Annotated in this window: 25 protein-coding genes; 14 read left to right on the top strand and 11 right to left on the bottom strand. The window is 69.6% G+C overall.

Annotated features, from left to right (window positions below):
- The first annotated feature begins 46 nt into the window (after positions 1-46).
- The gene (locus tag AC3A6R_RS06290) at positions 47-580 is read left to right on the top strand and encodes a thermonuclease family protein (protein WP_487864022.1); all 534 of its coding nucleotides are present in this window, start codon (positions 47-49) and stop codon (positions 578-580) included.
- A 10-nt stretch (positions 581-590) separates the two neighbouring features.
- On the opposite strand, the gene AC3A6R_RS06285 is transcribed toward AC3A6R_RS06290, so the two are convergent.
- Positions 591-842, bottom strand: coding sequence for a hypothetical protein (locus AC3A6R_RS06285; protein ID WP_487858181.1), 252 nt, complete (start codon positions 840-842; stop codon positions 591-593).
- A gap of 1 nt (position 843) precedes the next feature.
- The gene (locus AC3A6R_RS06280) at positions 844-2,193 is read right to left on the bottom strand and encodes an NAD(P)/FAD-dependent oxidoreductase (RefSeq protein WP_487864021.1); all 1,350 of its coding nucleotides are present in this window, start codon (positions 2,191-2,193) and stop codon (positions 844-846) included.
- 182 nt (positions 2,194-2,375) lie between these two features.
- On the opposite strand from AC3A6R_RS06280, the gene egtB reads away from it, so the two are divergent.
- From egtB to AC3A6R_RS06255, 5 genes are all read left to right on the top strand, one after another.
- Entirely contained in the window at positions 2,376-3,638 is a 1,263-nt protein-coding gene (gene egtB, locus AC3A6R_RS06275) for an ergothioneine biosynthesis protein EgtB (RefSeq protein WP_487864020.1), read from the top strand.
- A 3-nt stretch (positions 3,639-3,641) separates the two neighbouring features.
- Positions 3,642-4,640 (top strand): L-histidine N(alpha)-methyltransferase, encoded by a 999-nt coding sequence (gene egtD, locus AC3A6R_RS06270; protein ID WP_487864019.1) that lies wholly within the window; start codon positions 3,642-3,644, stop codon positions 4,638-4,640.
- A 217-nt stretch (positions 4,641-4,857) separates the two neighbouring features.
- Complete coding sequence (locus AC3A6R_RS06265; protein WP_487858177.1) at positions 4,858-5,142, top strand: DUF427 domain-containing protein; 285 nt, start codon at positions 4,858-4,860, stop codon at positions 5,140-5,142.
- Positions 5,139-5,888: a 2OG-Fe dioxygenase family protein gene (locus AC3A6R_RS06260; RefSeq protein WP_487864018.1), complete on the top strand. Its 750-nt coding sequence runs from the start codon at positions 5,139-5,141 to the stop codon at positions 5,886-5,888. Before AC3A6R_RS06265 ends, AC3A6R_RS06260 begins: the two co-directional genes overlap by 4 nt.
- 110 nt (positions 5,889-5,998) lie before the next feature.
- Positions 5,999-6,442 carry a universal stress protein gene (locus AC3A6R_RS06255; RefSeq protein ID WP_015866434.1) on the top strand — a complete coding sequence of 148 codons (444 nt, stop codon included), beginning with the start codon at positions 5,999-6,001 and terminating at the stop codon, positions 6,440-6,442.
- Here the strand turns inward: AC3A6R_RS06255 and AC3A6R_RS06250 are convergent.
- Complete coding sequence (locus AC3A6R_RS06250; protein WP_487858175.1) at positions 6,426-7,145, bottom strand: RluA family pseudouridine synthase; 720 nt, start codon at positions 7,143-7,145, stop codon at positions 6,426-6,428. The two genes, AC3A6R_RS06255 and AC3A6R_RS06250, sit on opposite strands and share 17 nt — an antisense overlap.
- Positions 7,146-7,261: 116 nt before the next feature.
- Between AC3A6R_RS06250 and AC3A6R_RS06245 the strand changes: the two genes are divergently transcribed.
- Positions 7,262-8,458, top strand: a complete 1,197-nt coding sequence (locus tag AC3A6R_RS06245; RefSeq protein ID WP_487858623.1) for an MFS transporter — start codon at positions 7,262-7,264, stop codon at positions 8,456-8,458.
- Positions 8,459-8,471: 13 nt separating this feature from the next.
- Here AC3A6R_RS06245 and AC3A6R_RS06240 read toward each other — a convergent pair whose 3' ends face one another.
- The 3 genes from AC3A6R_RS06240 to AC3A6R_RS06230 are packed head-to-tail and all read right to left on the bottom strand — an operon-like array spanning position 8,472 to position 9,192.
- Complete coding sequence (locus AC3A6R_RS06240) at positions 8,472-8,753, bottom strand: 2Fe-2S iron-sulfur cluster-binding protein (RefSeq protein WP_487858174.1); 282 nt, start codon at positions 8,751-8,753, stop codon at positions 8,472-8,474.
- Positions 8,750-9,049, bottom strand: a complete 300-nt coding sequence (locus AC3A6R_RS06235) for a VF530 family protein (protein WP_487858173.1) — start codon at positions 9,047-9,049, stop codon at positions 8,750-8,752. The genes AC3A6R_RS06240 and AC3A6R_RS06235 overlap by 4 nt, the downstream gene beginning before the upstream one ends.
- Complete coding sequence (locus tag AC3A6R_RS06230) at positions 9,046-9,192, bottom strand: hypothetical protein (protein WP_487858172.1); 147 nt, start codon at positions 9,190-9,192, stop codon at positions 9,046-9,048. The genes AC3A6R_RS06235 and AC3A6R_RS06230 overlap by 4 nt, the downstream gene beginning before the upstream one ends.
- Before the next feature lie 93 nt (positions 9,193-9,285).
- Between AC3A6R_RS06230 and AC3A6R_RS06225 the strand changes: the two genes are divergently transcribed.
- Together AC3A6R_RS06225 and AC3A6R_RS06220 are read left to right on the top strand one after the other, a co-directional pair.
- Positions 9,286-9,804, top strand: a complete 519-nt coding sequence (locus tag AC3A6R_RS06225; RefSeq protein ID WP_487858171.1) for an N-acetyltransferase family protein — start codon at positions 9,286-9,288, stop codon at positions 9,802-9,804.
- A gap of 51 nt (positions 9,805-9,855) precedes the next feature.
- Positions 9,856-10,755: a DUF808 domain-containing protein gene (locus tag AC3A6R_RS06220; RefSeq protein ID WP_487858170.1), complete on the top strand. Its 900-nt coding sequence runs from the start codon at positions 9,856-9,858 to the stop codon at positions 10,753-10,755.
- 3 nt (positions 10,756-10,758) lie between these two features.
- Here the strand turns inward: AC3A6R_RS06220 and AC3A6R_RS06215 are convergent, their stop codons facing one another.
- Positions 10,759-10,965, bottom strand: coding sequence for a hypothetical protein (locus AC3A6R_RS06215; RefSeq protein WP_487864017.1), 207 nt, complete (start codon positions 10,963-10,965; stop codon positions 10,759-10,761).
- A 107-nt stretch (positions 10,966-11,072) separates the two neighbouring features.
- On the opposite strand from AC3A6R_RS06215, the gene AC3A6R_RS06210 reads away from it, so the two are divergent.
- Genes AC3A6R_RS06210 through AC3A6R_RS06200 form a run of 3 tightly spaced genes read left to right on the top strand, consistent with a single transcriptional unit; the run spans position 11,073 to position 12,664 of the window.
- Positions 11,073-11,345, top strand: coding sequence for a DUF2164 domain-containing protein (locus AC3A6R_RS06210; protein ID WP_487864016.1), 273 nt, complete (start codon positions 11,073-11,075; stop codon positions 11,343-11,345).
- A gap of 51 nt (positions 11,346-11,396) precedes the next feature.
- The gene (locus AC3A6R_RS06205) at positions 11,397-11,831 is read left to right on the top strand and encodes a hypothetical protein (RefSeq protein WP_487858167.1); all 435 of its coding nucleotides are present in this window, start codon (positions 11,397-11,399) and stop codon (positions 11,829-11,831) included.
- Positions 11,832-11,866: 35 nt separating this feature from the next.
- The gene (locus AC3A6R_RS06200; protein ID WP_487858166.1) at positions 11,867-12,664 is read left to right on the top strand and encodes an enoyl-CoA hydratase/isomerase family protein; all 798 of its coding nucleotides are present in this window, start codon (positions 11,867-11,869) and stop codon (positions 12,662-12,664) included.
- A gap of 37 nt (positions 12,665-12,701) precedes the next feature.
- On the opposite strand, the gene AC3A6R_RS06195 is transcribed toward AC3A6R_RS06200, so the two are convergent.
- The 3 genes from AC3A6R_RS06195 to AC3A6R_RS06185 are packed head-to-tail and all read right to left on the bottom strand — an operon-like array spanning position 12,702 to position 14,962.
- The gene (locus AC3A6R_RS06195) at positions 12,702-13,805 is read right to left on the bottom strand and encodes a M14 family metallopeptidase (RefSeq protein ID WP_487858165.1); all 1,104 of its coding nucleotides are present in this window, start codon (positions 13,803-13,805) and stop codon (positions 12,702-12,704) included.
- Positions 13,806-13,833: 28 nt separating this feature from the next.
- Positions 13,834-14,487, bottom strand: coding sequence for a glutathione S-transferase (locus tag AC3A6R_RS06190; protein WP_487864015.1), 654 nt, complete (start codon positions 14,485-14,487; stop codon positions 13,834-13,836).
- Between the two features lie 7 nt (positions 14,488-14,494).
- Positions 14,495-14,962: a Fur family transcriptional regulator gene (locus tag AC3A6R_RS06185; protein ID WP_487858163.1), complete on the bottom strand. Its 468-nt coding sequence runs from the start codon at positions 14,960-14,962 to the stop codon at positions 14,495-14,497.
- A gap of 112 nt (positions 14,963-15,074) precedes the next feature.
- Between AC3A6R_RS06185 and AC3A6R_RS06180 the strand changes: the two genes are divergently transcribed.
- Positions 15,075-15,737: an alpha/beta hydrolase gene (locus AC3A6R_RS06180; RefSeq protein WP_487864014.1), complete on the top strand. Its 663-nt coding sequence runs from the start codon at positions 15,075-15,077 to the stop codon at positions 15,735-15,737.
- Positions 15,738-15,865: 128 nt separating this feature from the next.
- Positions 15,866-17,422: a glutamate--cysteine ligase gene (gene gshA / locus AC3A6R_RS06175; protein ID WP_487864013.1), complete on the top strand. Its 1,557-nt coding sequence runs from the start codon at positions 15,866-15,868 to the stop codon at positions 17,420-17,422.
- A gap of 4 nt (positions 17,423-17,426) precedes the next feature.
- Here gshA and AC3A6R_RS06170 read toward each other — a convergent pair whose 3' ends face one another.
- A complete protein-coding gene (locus AC3A6R_RS06170; protein ID WP_487864012.1) occupies positions 17,427-18,608 on the bottom strand; it encodes a CaiB/BaiF CoA transferase family protein in 1,182 nt (393 codons plus the stop codon).
- Between the last annotated feature and the right edge of the window lie 44 nt (positions 18,609-18,652).

Raw genomic sequence — 18,652 nt, 5'->3', positions numbered from 1 at the left:
AGAATCCGTGGCTTTCGCCGCCACGGTCTTCTCTTCATCGCCTGCCATGCCCCTGCGCCTCTTTCGCCATCTGCTCGCCTGCTGTGTCCTGGTGGCCCTGCCGCTCGCGTCGCAGGCCGCTGCGCGGACTTGCCTCGTGGTCGGCATCAGCGATGGCGATACGCTCACGGCGCGCTGCGGGCGCATCGGGTCGTACGAGGAGGTCCGGGTGCGCATCACGGCCATCGACGCGCCCGAATTCTCGCAACCCTACGGACGGCGCAGCAGGCAGGCGCTGAGCCGGCTGTGCTACCTCGAGCAGGCACTCATCACCGAGCGCGACACCGACCGTTACGGCCGCACCGTGGCCGACGTGCGCTGCGACGGCCAGGACGCCGCCACCTGGATGGTGACGGAAGGCTGGGCCTGGGTGTACGACTTCCATGGCAGCGCCGCGCGGCACGGCGGCAAGCTGGACGAGTTGCAGCGCAGCGCGCGCAAAAAGCGCGTGGGGCTGTGGGCTGGCGCCAGGCCCACGCCGCCTTGGAAGTGGCGCCAGCGCCAGCGCGAGAGCCGGTCCGAGGGCTTTGCGCCGTTCTGAGCTGCCGCGCTCAGCAGGCGCCGCCGTAGAGGCAGCGCAGCGACGGCACGAAGAGCCCCGCGACAAAGCTCACCGCACACACCACGAGCATCAGCAGCGCGAACATGCGCAGGCCTTCGGCGCTCCAGCGCGGCGCGAAGATGCTGACCAGGAAGCCGGAGGCAAAGGTGCCCTCGAGCCAGGCCGCGCCGCCCCAGCGCAGCACCCAGAGCCAGAACGCCGCATCGAGCGCATGCAACGCGATCCAGAAGGCCAGCGACATCTCAGGATTCGCTGCGGCCCTGCACGTCGGCGACCACGCGTGCATTGCGCTGGAAGCTCCAGTAGGCGCCCGCCCAGTCCATCATCACGACGATGCGGTTTCGAAAGCCGATCAGGAAGTAGGCATGCGCAAACAGCCAGAAGAGCCACGCGAGCCGGCCGCTGAAGCGCAGCGGACCAAACGGCGTGCCGAGGTCCACCACTGCTGAATTGCGGCCGATGGTGGCGAGGTTGCCGTAGTCGCGGTAGCGAAAGGGCACGGTGGGCTCGCCGGCAATGCGGCGCAGGATGTTTGCGGCCGCCGCGCGGCCCATCTGCTTGGCGGCAGGCGACACGCCGGGCACGGGCTTCGGCACCTGGCCGGGCGCGTGGCTCAGCGCCGCCGCGAGGTCTCCGACCACGCTGATCTCGGGATGCCCGGCCAGGCTCAGGTCGGGCTCGACCTTGACGCGTCCCGCGCGGTCGCATTCGGCGCCGGTCACCTCGCCGAGCATGCGGCCGAGCGGCGAGGCCGCCACGCCCGCGGCCCACACCACGCAGCTGCTGTCGACGCGATAGCTGCTGGGCGGCGCGCCATCGGCGCCGCCGCCTCCGGACTGCACTTCGAGGCCATCGGCATCGATGGCCGTCACGCGCGCATTGAGCCGCACGTCGACGCCGAGCCGCTCGAGCTGCTCGAGCGCCTTCTGGCTCAGGCTCTCGGGCATCGCCTGCAAGACACGCGGGCCGCCTTCGATGAGCAGCACCTGCGCGCTGCCCGGATCGATGTGGCGGAATTCGCCCGCGAGCGTGTGGCGCGCGATCTCGGCCAGCGTGCCGGCCATTTCGACGCCGGTCGGTCCGGCGCCGATCACCGCGAAGGTCAGCCGTGCGCGGCGGCGCTGCGGATCGGTCTCGATCTCGGCCGCCTCGAACGACATCAGCACGCGGCGGCGGATCTCGAAGGCATCGGCCAGCGTCTTGAGGCCTGGCGCGAGCGGTGCCCATTCGTCATGGCCGAAGTAGCTGTGCGTGGCGCCTGCGGCCACGATGAGGTGGTCGTAGGCCACGCGGCTGCCGTCGGCCAGATGCACCGCACGTGCCGCCGGATCGATCGCGCCGACATCGCCGAGCAGCGTGGTGATGCGCGGCTGCCGGCGGAACAACGCGCGCACCGGGGCTGCGATCGACGGTGCCGCAAGGCCGGCCGTGGCCACCTGGTAGAGCAGCGGCTGGAACAGGTGATGGTTGGTCTTCTCGATCACCGTCACGTCCACATCGGCGCGTTCGAGCTTGCGGGCGGCTTCGAGCCCGCCGAAACCGCAGCCGACGATGACCACGTGCGCACGGGCGGGGGCATTGGGGCTTTGCATATCGAACGGATGATACGCAGCCGCCGTGCACGCCGCCGCGTCTTGTGCCAAAGTGGCCGTCCCTTGGCCGATCGCCGGACGTTGACATTCTTCCGGGCGAGCGAGCGAGTGCGCGAACTTGTCCTACGCGCCGCCGTCACGCCGATCGGCTACAACTTCCGGCTGACCCGACTGGAGACACCATGACGCTTTCCCGGCCGATCACCCCGGCGGCGAGCGCACTGCGCGACAGGTTTCGCGAGGTGCGGGCCGCCAGCCTGGCGCTCGCCGCGCCGCTCTCGGCCGAAGACCAGTGCATCCAATCGATGCCGGACGCGAGCCCGACCAAGTGGCACCTCGCGCACACCACTTGGTTCTTCGAGACTGTGCTGCTTCAACCGCATGCCGTGGGCTACACGCCGTTCGACACGCGCCTGCACTACCTCTTCAATTCGTACTACGAGGCGCTTGGCCCGCGCCATCCGCGCCCGCAGCGCGGGCTGCTCACGCGGCCTTCGGTCGACGAGGTGCGGGCCTACCGGCGCCATGTCGACGAGGCGGTGCTCGCATGGCTCGACAGCGACATCGGCGCGCAGGACTGGGCAACCATCGAGCCGATCCTGACGCTCGGCCTGCACCACGAGCAGCAGCACCAGGAGCTGCTGCTCACCGACATCCTCCATGCGCTGTCGTGCAACCCGCTGCTGCCGGCCTACAAGCCCGCCGCAGGCCCGGCCCTGCGGCTCGCGGCCGTGCCTGTGCCCATGCGCTGGCTGTCGCGGCCGGGCGGCGTGGTGCAGGTGGGCCATGAAGGCCCGCAGCGGGGTTTTGCCTTCGACAACGAGACGCCGCGCCACGCAGCGCTGCTGCAGCCGCATGCCATCGCCGACCGGCTCGTGAATTGCGGCGAGTACGCGCAGTTCATCGCCGACGGCGGCTACCGGCGTCCCGAGCTCTGGCTCTCCGACGGCTGGGCCGCGGTGCAGTCGCTGGGCTGGCGGCATCCGGCCTATTGGCTCGATGCCGACGACCCGCGGCTCGGCGCGACGGCGCAGCAGCACCAGGCCGGCTGGCATGTGTTCGGGCTACACGGCGTGCGGCCGATGGAGCCCGATGCGCCCGTGTCGCAGCTGAGCTTCTACGAGGCCGCGGCGTATGCCGAATGGGCCGGCGCGCGGCTGCCGACCGAGTTCGAATGGGAGGCCGCCTTCGACACGCCCGGCATCTCGCAGATGACCGGCCATGTCTGGCAGTGGACGCGCTCCTCCTACGACCCGTACCCCGGGTTCAAGCCCATGCCCGGCATCGCGGCCGAATACAACGGCAAGTTCATGGTCGGCCAGCTCGTGCTGCGCGGTGGCAGCCTCGCGACCCCAGCCGGGCACACGCGGCCCAGCTACCGCAACTTCTTCCCGCCGGCCGCGCGCTGGCAGTTTTCCGGGCTGCGGCTCGCCAAAGACCTTTGAATCATGCGCAATCCCTCCAGCTCGTCGTCTTCCTTGTCGTTCGCCACGGCGCAGCAGCAGCGCCAGCCTTCTACCGATGCCCCGCTGTCGGAATTCGGCCGCGCGATGCTCGCGGGGCTGTCGCGCCGCCCGCGCAGCATCTCACCCAAGTTCTTCTATGACGCCGCGGGCTCGCAGCTGTTCGACCGGATCTGCGATCTGCCCGAGTACTACCCCACGCGTACCGAGCTGCGCATCCTCGGCGAATGCGCAGCGGAGATCGCCGAGCAGGCCGGTCCGGGCGCCGAGATCGTCGAGTTCGGCGCGGGATCGCTGACCAAGGTGCGGCTGCTGCTCGATGCGCTCGAAGCGCCGAAGCGCTACCTGCCGATCGACATCTCGGGCGAGCACCTCGAAGCTGCCGCAGAACGTTTGAAGGCCGACTATCCCGCGCTGGCCGTGCAGCCGATCGCGGCCGACTACACGATGCCGCTGGTGCTGCCCGCGCCGCTGCCGGGTGCGGGCAAGCGCGTGGGCTTCTTTCCCGGCTCGACGATCGGGAATTTCGAGCCCGACGATGCGCTGGCCTTCCTGCAGCTCGCGGCGCGCATGCTGCGCGGCGGCGGGCTCCTGATCGGCGTCGACCTCGTGAAGGCCCCCGACCGGCTGCATGCGGCCTACAACGACGCGCAAGGCGTGACCGCGGCGTTCAACCTCAACCTGCTGCAGCGCGCCAATGCCGAGCTCGATGCCGACTTCGACATCGACGCTTTCGCGCATTCGGCGTTCTACAACGCGCCGAAGCAGCGCATCGAGATGCATCTGGTGAGCCGGCGGGCGCAGAGCGTGTCGCTGTGCGGCGAGCGCTTCGGCTTCGAGGAAGGCGAGACGATCCACACCGAGTACTCGCACAAGTTCACTGTCGACGGGCTGCGGACGCTGGCGGTGAAGGCGGGGTTTCGGCCGGGGAGGGTATGGACGGATCCGGAGAGGCTGTTCAGCGTGCATTGGCTGGGGGCTTGAGTTTTTCCGAGGCGCCGGGTCTCGTCCGGGCCTCCATTCGCGCCCGGCTGTTCTTGCTCCCTCTCCCTCCGGGAGAGGGCAAAAGAGGGCCGACCTGTAGCTCGCCCGCCGGGGCGAGACCCGACCCCGAAAAACAAGCCAGTCCGCGGATGCACAATACTCCCTCGCGGGCCAAAAAAGCCAAACACAGAAGCACCCGCACCCTGGAGAGCAGAACATGAAAGCAACCTGGAACGGCGTGACCATCGCCGAGAGCGACGACACCGTGCTCGTCGAAGGCAACCACTATTTCCCGATGGACTCGCTCCACCGCGAACACGTCACCTTCAGCAACCACAAGACCACCTGCCCCTGGAAGGGCATGGCCAGCTACTACTCGCTGCTGGTCAACGGCGAACTCCTCACGGATGCCGCCTGGTACTACACCGACCCCAAGCCCGAAGCCGATCAGATCCGCGACCGCGTGGCATTCTGGAAGGACGTGAAAGTCACTGCATCGTGACCACGGCCGCCTTCGCGCCGCCGTTCGTCGCGCCCGCCGAACTCACGGCCGCGCTGCGCGAGCAGGGCTATGCGGTGCTGAGCCCGCAGGCGGTGAGCGAATGGCTCGGCATGCCGCTCGACGCACTCGAGGCGCTGCATGCCGACTGGAGCGATCTTCCGCCCGACGAATACCTGAAGGACGGCGGCCGCTACCGCACGCGGCGCCATGCATGCTTCACGGTCGAGGGCGATGCGGTGGCGCAGGTGCCGCACCGCGCGCACTGGCAGCCGGTCGAATACAACGCGCTGCATGGTGGCATGCAGCGCTGGTTCGCGCCGATGCACGAGGCGACCATCGCGCAGCCGGCGTGGCAGCGGCTGATGCAGCGCCTCGCCGAGGCCGCGAGCGGCATGCGCGGCCATGCGGCGCGGCCCTGGTTCGTCGAAGCGCACCAGTTCCGCATCGACACCGCGGGCGGCATCGGCCGGCCCACGCCCGAGGGCGCGCATCGCGATGGGGTCGATCTCGTTGCGGTGGCGCTGGTGGGCCGCAGCGGCATCAAGGGCGGCGAGACGCGCGTCTTCGAGGCCAATGGCCGGCGCGGGGAGCGCTTCACCATGACCGAGCCATGGACGCTGCTCCTGCTCGACGACGCGCGCGTGATCCACGAATCCACGCCGATCCAGCCGCTCGACGAGGGCAGCGCCGGCTGGCGCGACACGCTCGTCGTCACCTGCCGCGCTGAGGGTTTCCAGGGGGATTGATCCCGCTGGTCCGAGTCCTACAGTGTCTGCCCCGGCACAGGGGTTAAATTCGAGGGCCGGCTCCGCGCGAGCCGCGCCTGTCTGTATGCGAACGAAAGTGAGGTCCGCCAATGTTCAATCACATCCTGGTTCCGATCGACGGCTCCGAAACTTCCATGCTCGCCGTCAGCAAGGCCAGCGGCCTGGCATTGGCTTTCGGAAGTCGGATCACGCTGATCCACGTGATCGACAACTACCCCTTCATCGGCGTGGGCGCCGACTATGCGCTCGGCCAGAACGAATACCTTGCCGCCGCCACGGCCAGCGCCAATGCGGCGTTGGCGCGCGGCGTGGCCGCGCTCGCGGCCGAGGGCCTGCACAGCGACCAGCGCGTGATCGACGGCCATGTGGTGCATGAAGGCATCGTCGACACCGCGATCGCCATCGCGGCCGACCTGATCGTGATGGGCTCGCACGGCCGCAGCGGCATCGAGAAGCTGCTGCTCGGCAGCGTCACGCAGCGTGTGCTGCAGGACGCGCCGATGCCCGTGCTCGTGGTCAAGGGCGGGCTGTAGCGGGCCCGCAGAGCGCGGCGAGCGTGAAGTCCGGCGCACTGCGAAAGCGCACCGGCTGCTGCGTCGCCGGATGCACGAAGCCCAGTTCGCTCGCATGCAGCAGCAGCCGTGGGGCGCGTGCACGGACCTCGTCGCTGCCGTAGAGCGCATCGCCGAGGATCGGATGGCCGATCGACAGCAGATGCACGCGCAGCTGGTGCGAACGTCCAGTCAGCGGCTCGAGCAGCACATGGGTGGCCATCATCGCCGCGCCATCTGAAGAAGAACTCACAGCGGCCGAGCCGAGCTCACGCCAGCGCGTGAGGCTGGGCTTGCCCGCCGGGTCCACCTTCTGCAGCGGACGCCGCGGCCAGTCGGCCATCAGGGGCGCATCGATGACCGACCACGCCTGCTCCTTCTCGTGTTGTACCGGCATCGCGCCGTCGACAATGGCTTCGTAGCGCTTGTGCACGAGGCGGTCCGCAAAGGCATCGCCGAGCGCGCGCTGCACCGCGGGGCTGCGCGCCAGCAGCACGAGCCCGCTGGTTGCCATGTCGAGGCGATGCACGATCAGCGCGTCGGGCCAGCGCCGCAGGGCGCGCGCGCTCAGGCAGTCCTGCTTGTCCTCGCCGCGCCCGGGCACGCAGAGCAGGCCGGCGGGCTTGTCGAGCACCAGCAGGTGGGCGTCTTCGTGGACGAGGGTGATCGCATCGAGGTCGGTCATGGCTGCGCCGGAGTGTAGAGACCTGGCGCTCGGCTATCCTCAAACGAATGTCCGGCCCCGCCCCCGCTTCTTCTTCCGCACCCAGCTTTGCCGACCTCCGGCGCGAACGGCCCTTCATGCGGCTCTGGGTGGCGCGGCTCTTCGGCACCGCAGCCTCGCAGATGCTGATGGTGGCCATCGGCTGGCACATGTACGAGCTCACCGGCAGCGCCTGGGACCTCGGGCTCGTCGGCCTCTACCAGTTCGTTCCCGCGCTGCTGCTGGCGCTGCTGGCCGGTCACGTGGTCGACCGGCACCACCGCGGCCGCATCGTGGCGGCCTGTTTCGCGGTGCAGGGCATCGTGGCGCTGGCGTTGCTGGCCGCGGTGCTGCGTCAGGGTGACTCGCGCGGCCTGTTGCTCGGCCTGTCGCTGGTGCTCGGGGCGGTGCGCGCGTTCCAGATGCCGGCGCAGCAGGCGCTCACGCCGCTGCTGGTGCCGCCCACCATGCTGCCGCGTGCGATGGCCTTCAGCTCGGCCGGCATGCAGGGCGCGATCATCGGCGGGCCCGCGCTCGGCGGGCTGCTGTTCGTGGCGGGCATGGCGGTGGTGTACGGCGCGACGGTACTGTGCTTCGCGGTGGCCTGCACGCTCGTGCTGCGGCTGCGCTATGCCCACACGCCGGCCGCGCGCGAGCCGGTCACGCTCGCCACGGTGTTTGCGGGCGTCGACTTCATCTGGAAGCGCAAGCCCGTGCTGGGCGCGGTCTCGCTCGATCTTTTCGCGGTGCTGCTGGGCGGCGCGGTGGCGCTGCTGCCGATCTATGCCAAGGACATCCTGCACACGGGGCCGTGGGGGCTGGGGCTGCTGCGCAGCGCGCCGGCGGTGGGGGCGCTGGTGATGTCGATCGCGCTCACGCGCCGACCGATCGAGCGGAACGTCGGCCGCACGCTACTGATGGCGGTCGGTCTGTTCGGGCTCTGCATGGTGGTGTTCGGCATCTCGCGCAGCTTTATCGTGTCGCTGATCGCGCTCGCGGTCTCGGGCGGTGCCGACATGGTCAACGTGGTGATCCGGCAGACGCTGGTTCAGCTGGAGACGCCCGATGCCATGCGCGGCCGGGTGAGCGCCGTGAACTCGATCTTCATCGGCGCCAGCAACCAGCTCGGCGAGTTCGAATCGGGCGCCACGGCGGCGCTGCTCGGGCCTGTGGGCTCGGTGGTGCTCGGCGGCGTGGGCACCATGCTGGTGGCGCTCGGATGGTTCCGGCTCTTCCCCTCGCTGGCGCAGCGCGACCGGCTGGTGGTGGCGTTGCAGCCGGTCGTGCGCAGGTAGCCGCGCCAGCGTTTCAGAAGTGCGAGAACGCCGCGGGCGCGTGGAGCGTGAGGTCGCCCTGCGCCTCGGCCACGCAGGGCAGGATCCAGCCCTCGGCCTTTTCCTCGGCGCTCAGCCCGGGCCATTCGATGGTGTGGCGCGTGCGGCCCGAGACCACCTGGCAGATGCAGGTGCGGCAGGTGCCGTTGCGGCACGAGCTGGACATCTCGATGCCGGCCGCCGCGGCGGCTTTCAGCAGCGTGGTACCGGCCTCGGCGTCGAAGACCAGGCCCGACGGTTCGAGCCGGACCTTCACCGCGCGGGCCGCGCCTGGTGCTGCTGCTCGCGGCGTTGCTCGCGCAGCATGAAGAGGTACAGGCTCTCGACCTTCTCGCGCGCCCACGGCGTCTTGCGCAGGAACTTGAGGCTCGATGCCACGCTCGGGTCGGTCGTGAAGCAGCGCACCGGGACCATCTCGCCCAGGCGCTGCCAGCCATAGTGCGCGGCCAGCGCGCTGACGATGGCTTCGAGCGTGAGCCCGTGCAGCGGGTTGCGCGGTTGCGCCGGCGGCGGGGGCGCCACCGGGGTGCCGGGCGCTGGCGCGTCGCTCACTTGTTCTTGAGCTTGCCGCGCGGGATCACCGCGGTGGTGAGGGTGCGCACCGGCTCGATGCCGCCGCCCACCGGTTTCGGCGGCGCGTTGTCCTTCTTCGGTTTCTTGGCTTCCTTGCTCGTGCGTTGCTGACCTTTGGCCATATGGCGTCCTTCCGATGCCGCGTGCGGCGTTGATCAGCAGGCAGTTTAGCTGTGCGGCGACAATACGCGGTTCCATCCGATTCCCCAGCATCCATGTCCGATTACGAAGTTCGCCCCGCCACCATGCGCGACGCCAAGGCTGTCGCCGAGATCCACGCCGTGGCCGCCAAGGCTGCCTACGAAGGTATCCTGCCCGAAGAAGAGTTGCGCGCGCTGACGCCCGCCACGCGCGAAGCCAAGTGGCGCGAGGCCATCGAGTTCAGCGAACCGCAGGTTCAGGTGGCGGTGCACGACGGCGAAGTCGTCGGCTTCGTCGGCTTCGACCGCTCGCGCGACCCCAAGACGCCGTCCACCACGGGCGAGATCTGGGCCATCTACGTCAAACCCGAGCACTGGGGCAAGGGCGTCGGCGTCGCGCTCTGGGACGCCGCACGCGAAGGCCTCGAGGAAGAGGGCTGCACCACCGTCACCATCTGGGTCCCGATCCGCAATGAGCGCGCCATGCGCTTCCACGAGCTCGCAGGCTTCAAGCGCGAGATGAAGACCGCCAAGACCACCGCGCTCGGCACGGTGCGCATCGAAGAAATCCGGCTCAAGCGCAGCGTCGTCTGAGCGGCTTGCGGATAAGCTCTCCGCTTCCCTGTTCAACTTCCGACTCTCTCCATGGCCTCCAGCCTGCTTCTGCTGCTTGACGATATCGCGACCGTCCTCGACGACGTCTCGGTCCTCACCAAGGTCGCTGCCAAGAAGACAGCCGGCGTGCTCGGCGACGACCTCGCGCTGAACGCGCAGCAGGTCTCGGGCGTCAAGGCCGAGCGCGAGCTGCCGGTGGTCTGGGCCGTGTGCAAGGGCTCGCTCGTCAACAAGGCCATCCTCGTGCCCGCCGCCCTGGCGATCGGGACCTGGCTGCCATGGCTGGTGACGCCGCTGCTCATGGTCGGCGGCGCCTTCCTGTGCTTCGAAGGCTGCGAAAAGCTCGCCCACAAGTTCCTGCACAAGGAAGAGCACGCGGCCGACACCGCGCGCCACGAGCAGGCGGTGGCCGACGAAGCCGTCGATGTGGTCGCAGTCGAGAAGGACAAGATCAAGGGCGCCGTGCGCACCGACTTCATCCTGTCGGCCGAGATCATCGCCATCACGCTCGGCACCGTGCAGGGCCAGCCGTTCACCACCCAGCTCAGCGTGCTGGTCGGCATCGCGATGATCATGACGGTCGGCGTCTACGGCCTTGTCGCCGGCATCGTGAAGCTCGACGACGCGGGCCTGCACCTGAGCAAGAGCGCGAGCGCGGCGGCGCGCGGCCTGGGACGCGGCATCCTGGCGGCGGCCCCCTGGCTCATGAAGGGGCTCTCGATCGCCGGCACGGCGGCCATGTTCCTCGTGGGCGGCGGCATCCTGGTGCACGGCGTGCCGAAGCTCGGCCATGCGGTCGAGGCCTGGGCCGAAGCCGCGGGCGGCGTGTTCGGCACGCTCGGCTCGATGGCGGCCAATGCGGCGGTCGGCCTCGTGGCCGGCGCCGTGGTGCTCGCAGTGGTCGAGCTCGTCAAGAAGCTCCGCCGCTGAGCCTCAGCGCCGCCCCTTGGCGCGCTGCACCAGGTCGACGACCACCAGCGCCACGCCGAGCACCAGCGCGAACCAGCCGACGAGGTAGGCGCCCGCGATCATCTCGAACCACCGTGTGCCTTGCAGGAAGCGCGGCGCCAGCAGCACGGCGGCGCCGATCACGATGCAGAGGATGCCGCGGTCGCGTGTGCGGAGTTGTTTGGAGGCCATGGTTGTTTCGGGCGAAAGCGGTGTGGGTGTGGAACGGGAGGTGCACCATTGTCGCAAGGAGAGGCCGGGCAGAATCGACAGCCCGCAGACATCGAAAAGCCGCCGCCATGACCCTCGAGATTCCGAAGGACGCCCGCCCGCAGGCCATTGCCTCCATCGAACGCTACTTTCGCGAGAACATGGATGAGCCGATCGGCAATGTCGCGGCAGGGGCGCTGCTGGGCTTCTTCCTGGAAGAGATCGGCCCCATCGTCTACAACAAGGCCGTGGCCGACGTGCAGGAGCGATTGCAAGCCCGGGTGTCCGAAGTGGACCTCGAGGTGCACGAGGACGAATTCCAGTACTGGCGCAAGTTCGATCGCCAAAAAAAGAGCCGGTAAGCCATTGGGGCGCCCTTGGCGATGCGTCCAGACGTTGCAGAATCACGGGCCATGCACCACCACCGCCGCCAGCCGTCCATCCTTTCTTCCCCCGTGCTGCGCCGAACGCTCGCCGCCTTGCCGCTCGTGCTGGCGGCCTCGCTGGCCAGCGCGCAGCAGCAGAGCCCTGCCGCCTTCCCGCTCGAAGCGGTCGGCTACCTCAACGAGGAACTGCCGCGCATGGAGGCGGCCGTGGCCGCCAGGGACCGCGGCTTCTTTCACGGCGCGATCGCCCGGACCGTCGAGTTCTCGGAGCGCTGGGGCTTCAAGGTAACCGCCAACCCCGAGCTTGCGCCCTACGCGATGTGCACCTCGGCGGTGATGGACTACACGGTGGTCGGCATGTGCCGGCTCATGCCCAACGAAGACGCCTGCGAGCCGGGCCTTGCATCGCGCTTCGAGGCCGAGCTGCAGCGCTGCCGCGACATCGCGGCAGCGAAGAAGTAACACCGCCCCTTCGTGGGCATCGACGGAGACATGCCATGGACTACGCGCGCTACCAGACCCTTTCCATCACCCGCCGCGGCGCCAACGGTGCGGTGCTCGACATCCAGATGCGCGCCGCCAACGGCAAGCTGCCGACTGCCGGCCACGACGGCCACCGCGAGCTGGCCGAGATCTGGCGCGACGTGGCGGCCGACGAGAGCGTGCGCTGTGCGGTGCTGCGCGGCGAGGGGCAGGGCTTCTCGGGCGGCGGCGACCTTGCGATGGTGCAGGACATGACCACCGACGACGTGGTGCGCCAGCGCGTGTGGAAAGAAGCGCGCGACCTGGTCTACAACATCATCAACTGCGACAAGCCGATCGTGAGCGCCATGCACGGCCCAGCGGTGGGCGCGGGGCTCGTGGCGGGGCTCCTGGCGGACATTTCGATCGCGGCGAAGAACGCGAAGATCGTCGACGGCCACACGCGCCTCGGCGTGGCCGCGGGCGACCATGCGGCCATCGTCTGGCCGCTGCTGTGCGGCATGGCCAAGGCCAAGTACCACCTGCTGCTGTGCGAGCCCGTGAGCGGCGAGGAAGCCGAACGGATCGGGCTGGTGTCGCTCGCGGTGGACGAGGCCGACCTGCTCGCGCGCGCCTACGAGGTCGCCGACCGGCTCGCGGCCGGCAGCCAGAGCGCGATCCGCTTCACCAAGTACGCGCTCAACAACTGGCTGCGCCAGGCGGGGCCGACCTTCGACGCCTCGCTCGCGCTCGAGTTCATGGGCTTCGCGGGCGCCGACGTGCGCGAGGGCGTGGCGTCGCTGCGCGAGCGGCGGGCGCCGAACTTCGGCTGAAAGAACTCGGCTGAGGAAGGCCGCCCGATGCGGGCCTTCAGGCCGCGCGCAGCCCCTGCAGCGTCTGCAGCAGCACCACGCGCGTTTGCCCGAGCACCATGCCCTTCCATTCGTCGTTGTCGCAGTAGAACGCGTCGCGCAGCTGGCGGCGGATCTCGCGCTGCTGCGATGCGGGCGCCTCGGGGTGGCGGCGCAGCCAGGTGTCGGCGCGCAGGCGCGTGAGCACCTCCAGGTCGGGCAGGGTGCCGAACTCCAGCCCCATGGGCGCGATGCGCGCGCCGGGGCACTCGTCGTAGGCGATGGACACCACCGGCCCCGACACGTCGGCCGACGCCGAGTCGCCCGCGAACGGCGCGAACACGTCGGCGCCCCACCAGGCGTGCGCCAGCGCGAGGTCTTCGGGCGTGTTGCGCCCCGGGTAGATCTTCTCGCCGTGGCCGTAGGGGCCGAGCCCGGTGTGGATGTCGATCCATCCGATGTGCGTGGCCGCGGCCGCGTAGCTGCGCAGGATCGCGCGCATCGTGCGGTTGCTCCACGACGGCGCGGTGCCACCGTAGAAGAGTCCGTCGGGCGAGGTGTACTGGCCTTTGGTGACGGCTTCGCGGAAGGCGCGCATGCCGTGCTGCGCGATGTAGGCGGAAAGCGCCGCCTCGTCGGCGGGCGTCGGCGGCCAGCTGGCCGGCAGCACCAGCGGCTCGACCTCGGCATAGCCCGCGTTCACCGGCAGCGGCGCGCCGAAGTCGATGTGGTTGCGGTTGAGGTCGATGTTGTCTTCATTGGTGCGGTGCAGGTGCGAGAAGCCGTGCGGGTTCACCGCATGCACCAGCAGCAGCGCCACGCCGGCCTGCGCGAGGCGGCCCAGCAGGTCCGCGTCGTCGAGCGTGGCGACCTGGGCGCCCGAGCCGCAGAAGCCCTCGGGCCCATGCGTGCCGGAGGTCACGAGCAGCAGCTTCTTCGCGTCCTTCGCGCCGATGAGTGCCAGGTCGGTGGCCAATTCCTCGCCGAGCGCACCGCGGTGCGCGGGGTGCACGAAGCTCTCGATCGCTGCGCCGCGCGCGGAGGCTGCGTCGAGGAACTTGGCGCGGGCTTCGGCATAGGTGCCCGAGAAGTGGCGGGCGCTGCCGCCGGCGGATGTCTGCATGGGAGGAACTCCTGTTGTCGTGCGCGAATCATGGTGGAAAGACGATCCCGGGCGCGCCGGCTTGCCAAGGCGCATGCCTGTGCATGGCGCGCTCGAACAGCGCCGACGCGGTCCAGCCCGCCAGCCAGCGGTGCAGGTGCGGCCACGGCTGCATGCCGAACCATGCGGCATCGACCATCGCGAACTGCCGCACGAAAGGCATGACGGCGGCGTCGGCCAGCGCCGGCGCTGCACCGAAGAGCTGCCCCGCCGGCGCCAGCAGGGCGTCGAGCCGCAGCAGGAACTGCGCGCCGCGCTCGCGCGCATCGGGGGCCGCGTCCTCGAAGCGCTGCGGGTACTTGTAGCGGTCGAGCTGCGGCTTGAAGCCGTTGTCGCACTCGGCCACCAGCGCGAGCATGTCGCCGAGCGAGCCCGTGGCCGGCGCCAGCCAGTGCATCGGGTCGCTGCGCCCGAGCGCCCAGTGCATGATGTCCAGGCTCTGGTCGATCACCGTGCCGTCGGGCAGCACGAGCACCGGCACCGTGCCCTTGGGCGAGGCGGCGAGCATGTCGGCCGGCTTGTGCTTCAGCACCACTTCGCGCAGTTCGCAGCACTGGCCGCTCGCGAGCAGCGCAAGGCGCGCGCGCATCGCATAGGGGCAGCGGCGAAAGCTGTAGAGGACGGGCAGGCGCGGGTGTGGCATCGCGCGTTCAGCCGCTGCATTCGCCGCAGGTGCCGTGCAGCGTGAACGCGGTCCGGCGGGCGTCGATGCCGTGCTTGCGCAGTTCCCGGCCCAGCCGGCTCATGACCTTGGGCAGCTCGGGATCGGCGGGCAGTGCGAGCACCTTGTGGCACTGATCGCATTCGAAGCGGTGGCCCGATGCGGCGTCCACGTGGCGCGAGAAGCGGTTGGTGCGGTCGGCACCGACGCGGCGATCGCACAGGCCGGCCTCGACCAGGCGGTCGAGCACGCGATAGACGGTCACGCGGTCGGGCCGCGTGCCGGCTGCGGCGGTGTAGGCGGCGACCAGGTCGTCGTGCGTGAGTGGCTGGGAGGCCTGCGCCAGCAGCGCCAGCACCGTCTGCGCCGCGCGCGTCACGCGCAGGCCGGCGGCGCGCAGCAGGGCCTCGCTGTCGAACGGTGCGGCGGACGGGGAGGGCTTTGGGGGCGGGCGCATGGTTTTCTCGGAACGCCATTGTGTTGCATTCTGCGGGGTCCCGGACTGGCCGGTCCGAATGCGCTAAGGTCTGGTTCCTTGAGTCCTTTCGAATACCTTTTTGCCGACGACCATGTCCCGTCCCCCCATCGAAATTGAAACCGCACCCCACCCCACCGCCGCGGTGATCGTGATGCACGGCCTCGGTGCCGACGGCAACGACTTCGTGCCGATCGCGAACGAACTCGACCTGTCGTCCGTGGGCCCCGTGCGCTTCGTGTTCCCGAACGCGCCGATGATCCCGGTGACCGTCAACGGCGGCTACCAGATGCCGGCCTGGTACGACATCGTGATGTCCGACCTCGGCAAGCGCGAGGACGAGGCCGGACTGCGGCGTTCGCAGGCTGCCATCGAGGCGCTGATCGCGAACGAGAAGGCGCGCGGCATCGCGGCCGGCCGCATCGTGGTGGCGGGCTTCTCGCAGGGCTGCGCGATGGCGTTGATGACCGGGCTGCGCCACACCGAGCGGCTGGCGGGCATCGTCGGTCTCTCGGGCTACCTGCCGATCGCCGCCACGACCGCGGCCGAACGCCATGCGGCCAACCACGAGACCCCGGTGTTCCTTGCCCATGGCCGGCAGGACCCGGTGGTGCCGCTGGCGCGGGCGCTGCAGTCGCGCGACGCGCTCGCCGCGCTGGGCCACGCGGTCGAGTGGCACGAGTACCCGATGGCGCATTCGGTCTGCATGGAGGAGATCGCCGACCTGAACCGCTTCCTGCTGCGCGTGCTCGCCTGAAGCCATGGTCCCAGCTATCGAAAACATAGCGGGCGCGCAGCATAGCGGATGCCGGGTTTCCCTGCACGAGCAGTGCCCGTGCGGCCGTGCTACCTTCCAGCCCCTCAGGAATTGACGGGCATAACAATATGAGCAGCAGATTGCAGGAGAGGCTGGGTGCGCTCTCGGCCGCGCGGTTGAAGGGGATGCGGCGCGGCATCGAGAAGGAGAGCCTGCGCGCGCTGCCCGACGGCAAGCTCGCGCTGACGCCACATCCGGCCGCGCTCGGGGCGGCGCTGACCCACCCGCACATCACCACCGACTTCAGCGAATCGCAGCTGGAGCTCATCACGGGCGTGCATGCCGACGTCGAGGCGGCGGTCGACGAGCTGACCCGCGTGCACCAGTTCACCTACCGCGTGCTCGATTCGCTGGGCGACGAGCGGCTCTGGGTGTCGAGCATGCCCTGCGGCCTGCCGACCGACGAAACCATCCCGATCGGGCGCTACGGTTCGTCGAACGTGGGGCGCGCCAAGAGCGTCTACCGCATGGGGCTGAGCCACCGCTACGGCCGCCGCATGCAGACCATCTCGGGCATCCACTACAACTGGTCGCTGCCCGACGTGACGAGCGACCAGTACTTCGCGTTGATCCGAAACTTCCGCCGCCACGCCTTCCTGCTGCTGTACCTGTTCGGCGCCTCGCCCGCGCTGTGTTCGAGCTTCGTGGCGGGTCGCCCCCACGAGCTGCAGCCGCTCGGCGACGGCAGCATGTTCATGCCGCACGGCACCTCGCTGCGCATGGGGCGCCTGGGCTACCAGAGCGACGCGCAGGCCTCGCTCGCGGTGAGCTACAACAGCCTCGACGGCTACGGTGCCTCGCTGCAGGACGCCCTCACGCGGCCCTGGCCCGCCTACGAGGCGATCGGCATCCGCAACCTCGGCGGCGACTACAACCAGCTGGCCACGAGCCTGCTGCAGATCGAGAACGAGTTCTACGGCACCATCCGCCCGAAGCGCGTCATCCACCCTGGCGAGCGTCCGTTGCATGCGCTGCGCGAGCGCGGCGTCGAGTACGTCGAGGTGCGGCTGATGGACCTCGACCCGTTCGAGCCCGTCGGCATCAACGCGCAGACGATGCGCTTCATCGACGTGTTCCTGCTGCAGTGCCTGCTCGCCGACAGCCCCGACGACACGCCGCAGGAAATCGCCGAACTGGCCCACAACCAGCACCTCACCGCCGCGCGCGGGCGCGAGCCGGGCCTGCGCCTGCTGCGCGGGGGCCGCGAGGTGGCGCTGGCCGACTGGGGCGTCGAGCTGGTCGAACAGTGCCTGCCGATCGCCGGGGCGCTCGACGCCGCCCACGGCGGCACGCAGCACGCCGAGGCGGTGCGCGCCGCGCTGGCGGCGCTGCAGGCACCAGACAGCCTGCCATCGGCCCGCGTGCTGGCGGCCGTCGAATCGCAGTACGGCAACTCCTTCATCGGCTTCGTGCGCGACCGCTCGGAAGCCGCGCGCGCCGCGATGCTCGCGCTGCCGTTCCCGCCCGAGCAGCAGGCCGGGTTCGAGCGCATGACCGAGGCCTCGATCCAGGAACAGAAGCGCATCGAGGCCGCCGACACAATGCCGTTCGAGATCTACCGCGAGCAGTACGTGTCGCCGGCGCGGCTGGGCATCGGCCACGCGAAGCTGCCCGTCGCGGCCTGAGGCCTCAGCCGCCCAGCACCCGCTCCGTGTCCTGGCCCAGGTTGGGCGCGGGCCGGTGGATCGCGGTAGGGGTCGCGGAGAACAGGGCGGTCGGCCGCGTCACCACCGTCGCGCCTTCCGTCGGATGCGCCACGGTCTGGAACAGGCCGGTGCTCTTTGCCTGGGGATGCGTCTTGATGTTGTGGATCGAGTAGAGCTCGGCCACGGGAATGTCCATCTCGCTGCAGACGTCCATCAACTCACGCGTCGTGTGCTGTGCGGTGATGTTGCGCAGTTCCGCGTAGATGGCCTGGATGTTCCTGTTGCGATCGGTGCGGCTCGCGATGTTGAACCGATCGATGAACTCGCCGCGTCCGAAGTGGTGGAAGAAAGCCTTCCAGTGCTGCTCCGTGTAGGGCAGCAGGGCGATGTGCCCGTCCTTGGTGGGCGAGGGCTTGCGGCCGCCCTTGAGCAGCCGTGCGTAACCCGCTTCGGCGATCGGCGGCTCGAAGCCCTGGCCACCCAGGTGTTCCGTCATGGTGAAGGCGACCATGGTCTCGAACATCGGCACCTCCACGTACTGGCCTTCGCCGCTGCGCGCCTGGTGCACCAGCGCACCGAGGATGGCGTTGGCCGTGGCCAGGCCGGCGATCTTGTCGGCCAGCAGCGTCGGTGCGTATTCGGGCGCACCGCTCTCGTGGCCCATCAGGTGCGCCAGGCCGCAGGCGCCCTGGATGATGTCGTCGAACGCGGGCTGGCCCGCGAACGCACCGCCTTCGCCGAAGCCGGTGGCGGCGCAATAGACGATGCGCGGGTTGATCCGCCGCACTGCTTCGTAGCCGAAGCCCAGCCGCTCGATCGCCCTGACGCGGATGTTGTGCACCAGCACGTCGCACCGAGCGACGAGCCCGCGTAGCTGCGCGTTGCCCGCCTCGGTCTTCAGATCGATGCACACCGAACTCTTGTTGCGGTTGATGTTCATGAAGGTCGAGCTCATGCCGGGCGAGCGGCCCACGCCATTGGCACGCATCAGGTCGCCCTCGGGCGGCTCCACCTTGATCACGTCGGCCCCGTAGTCGGCCAGCACCTGCGTGGCCACGGGGCCGAGCACCACGGCGGTCAGGTCCAGCACCCGGATGCCATCGAGGGGGCCGCGGCGCGGGGGCCTGGCCGCGGGTGCCGCGTCGGTGGGTGTCGTCTCGTTCATGGCAGGGCCTCGCGTCTCATCGTTACTACCTACAGCGGAATGCT

The organism is Variovorax sp. Soil_C_19, assembly GCF_057657255.1.
This window is presented reverse-complemented; position numbering and strand designations above follow the sequence as displayed.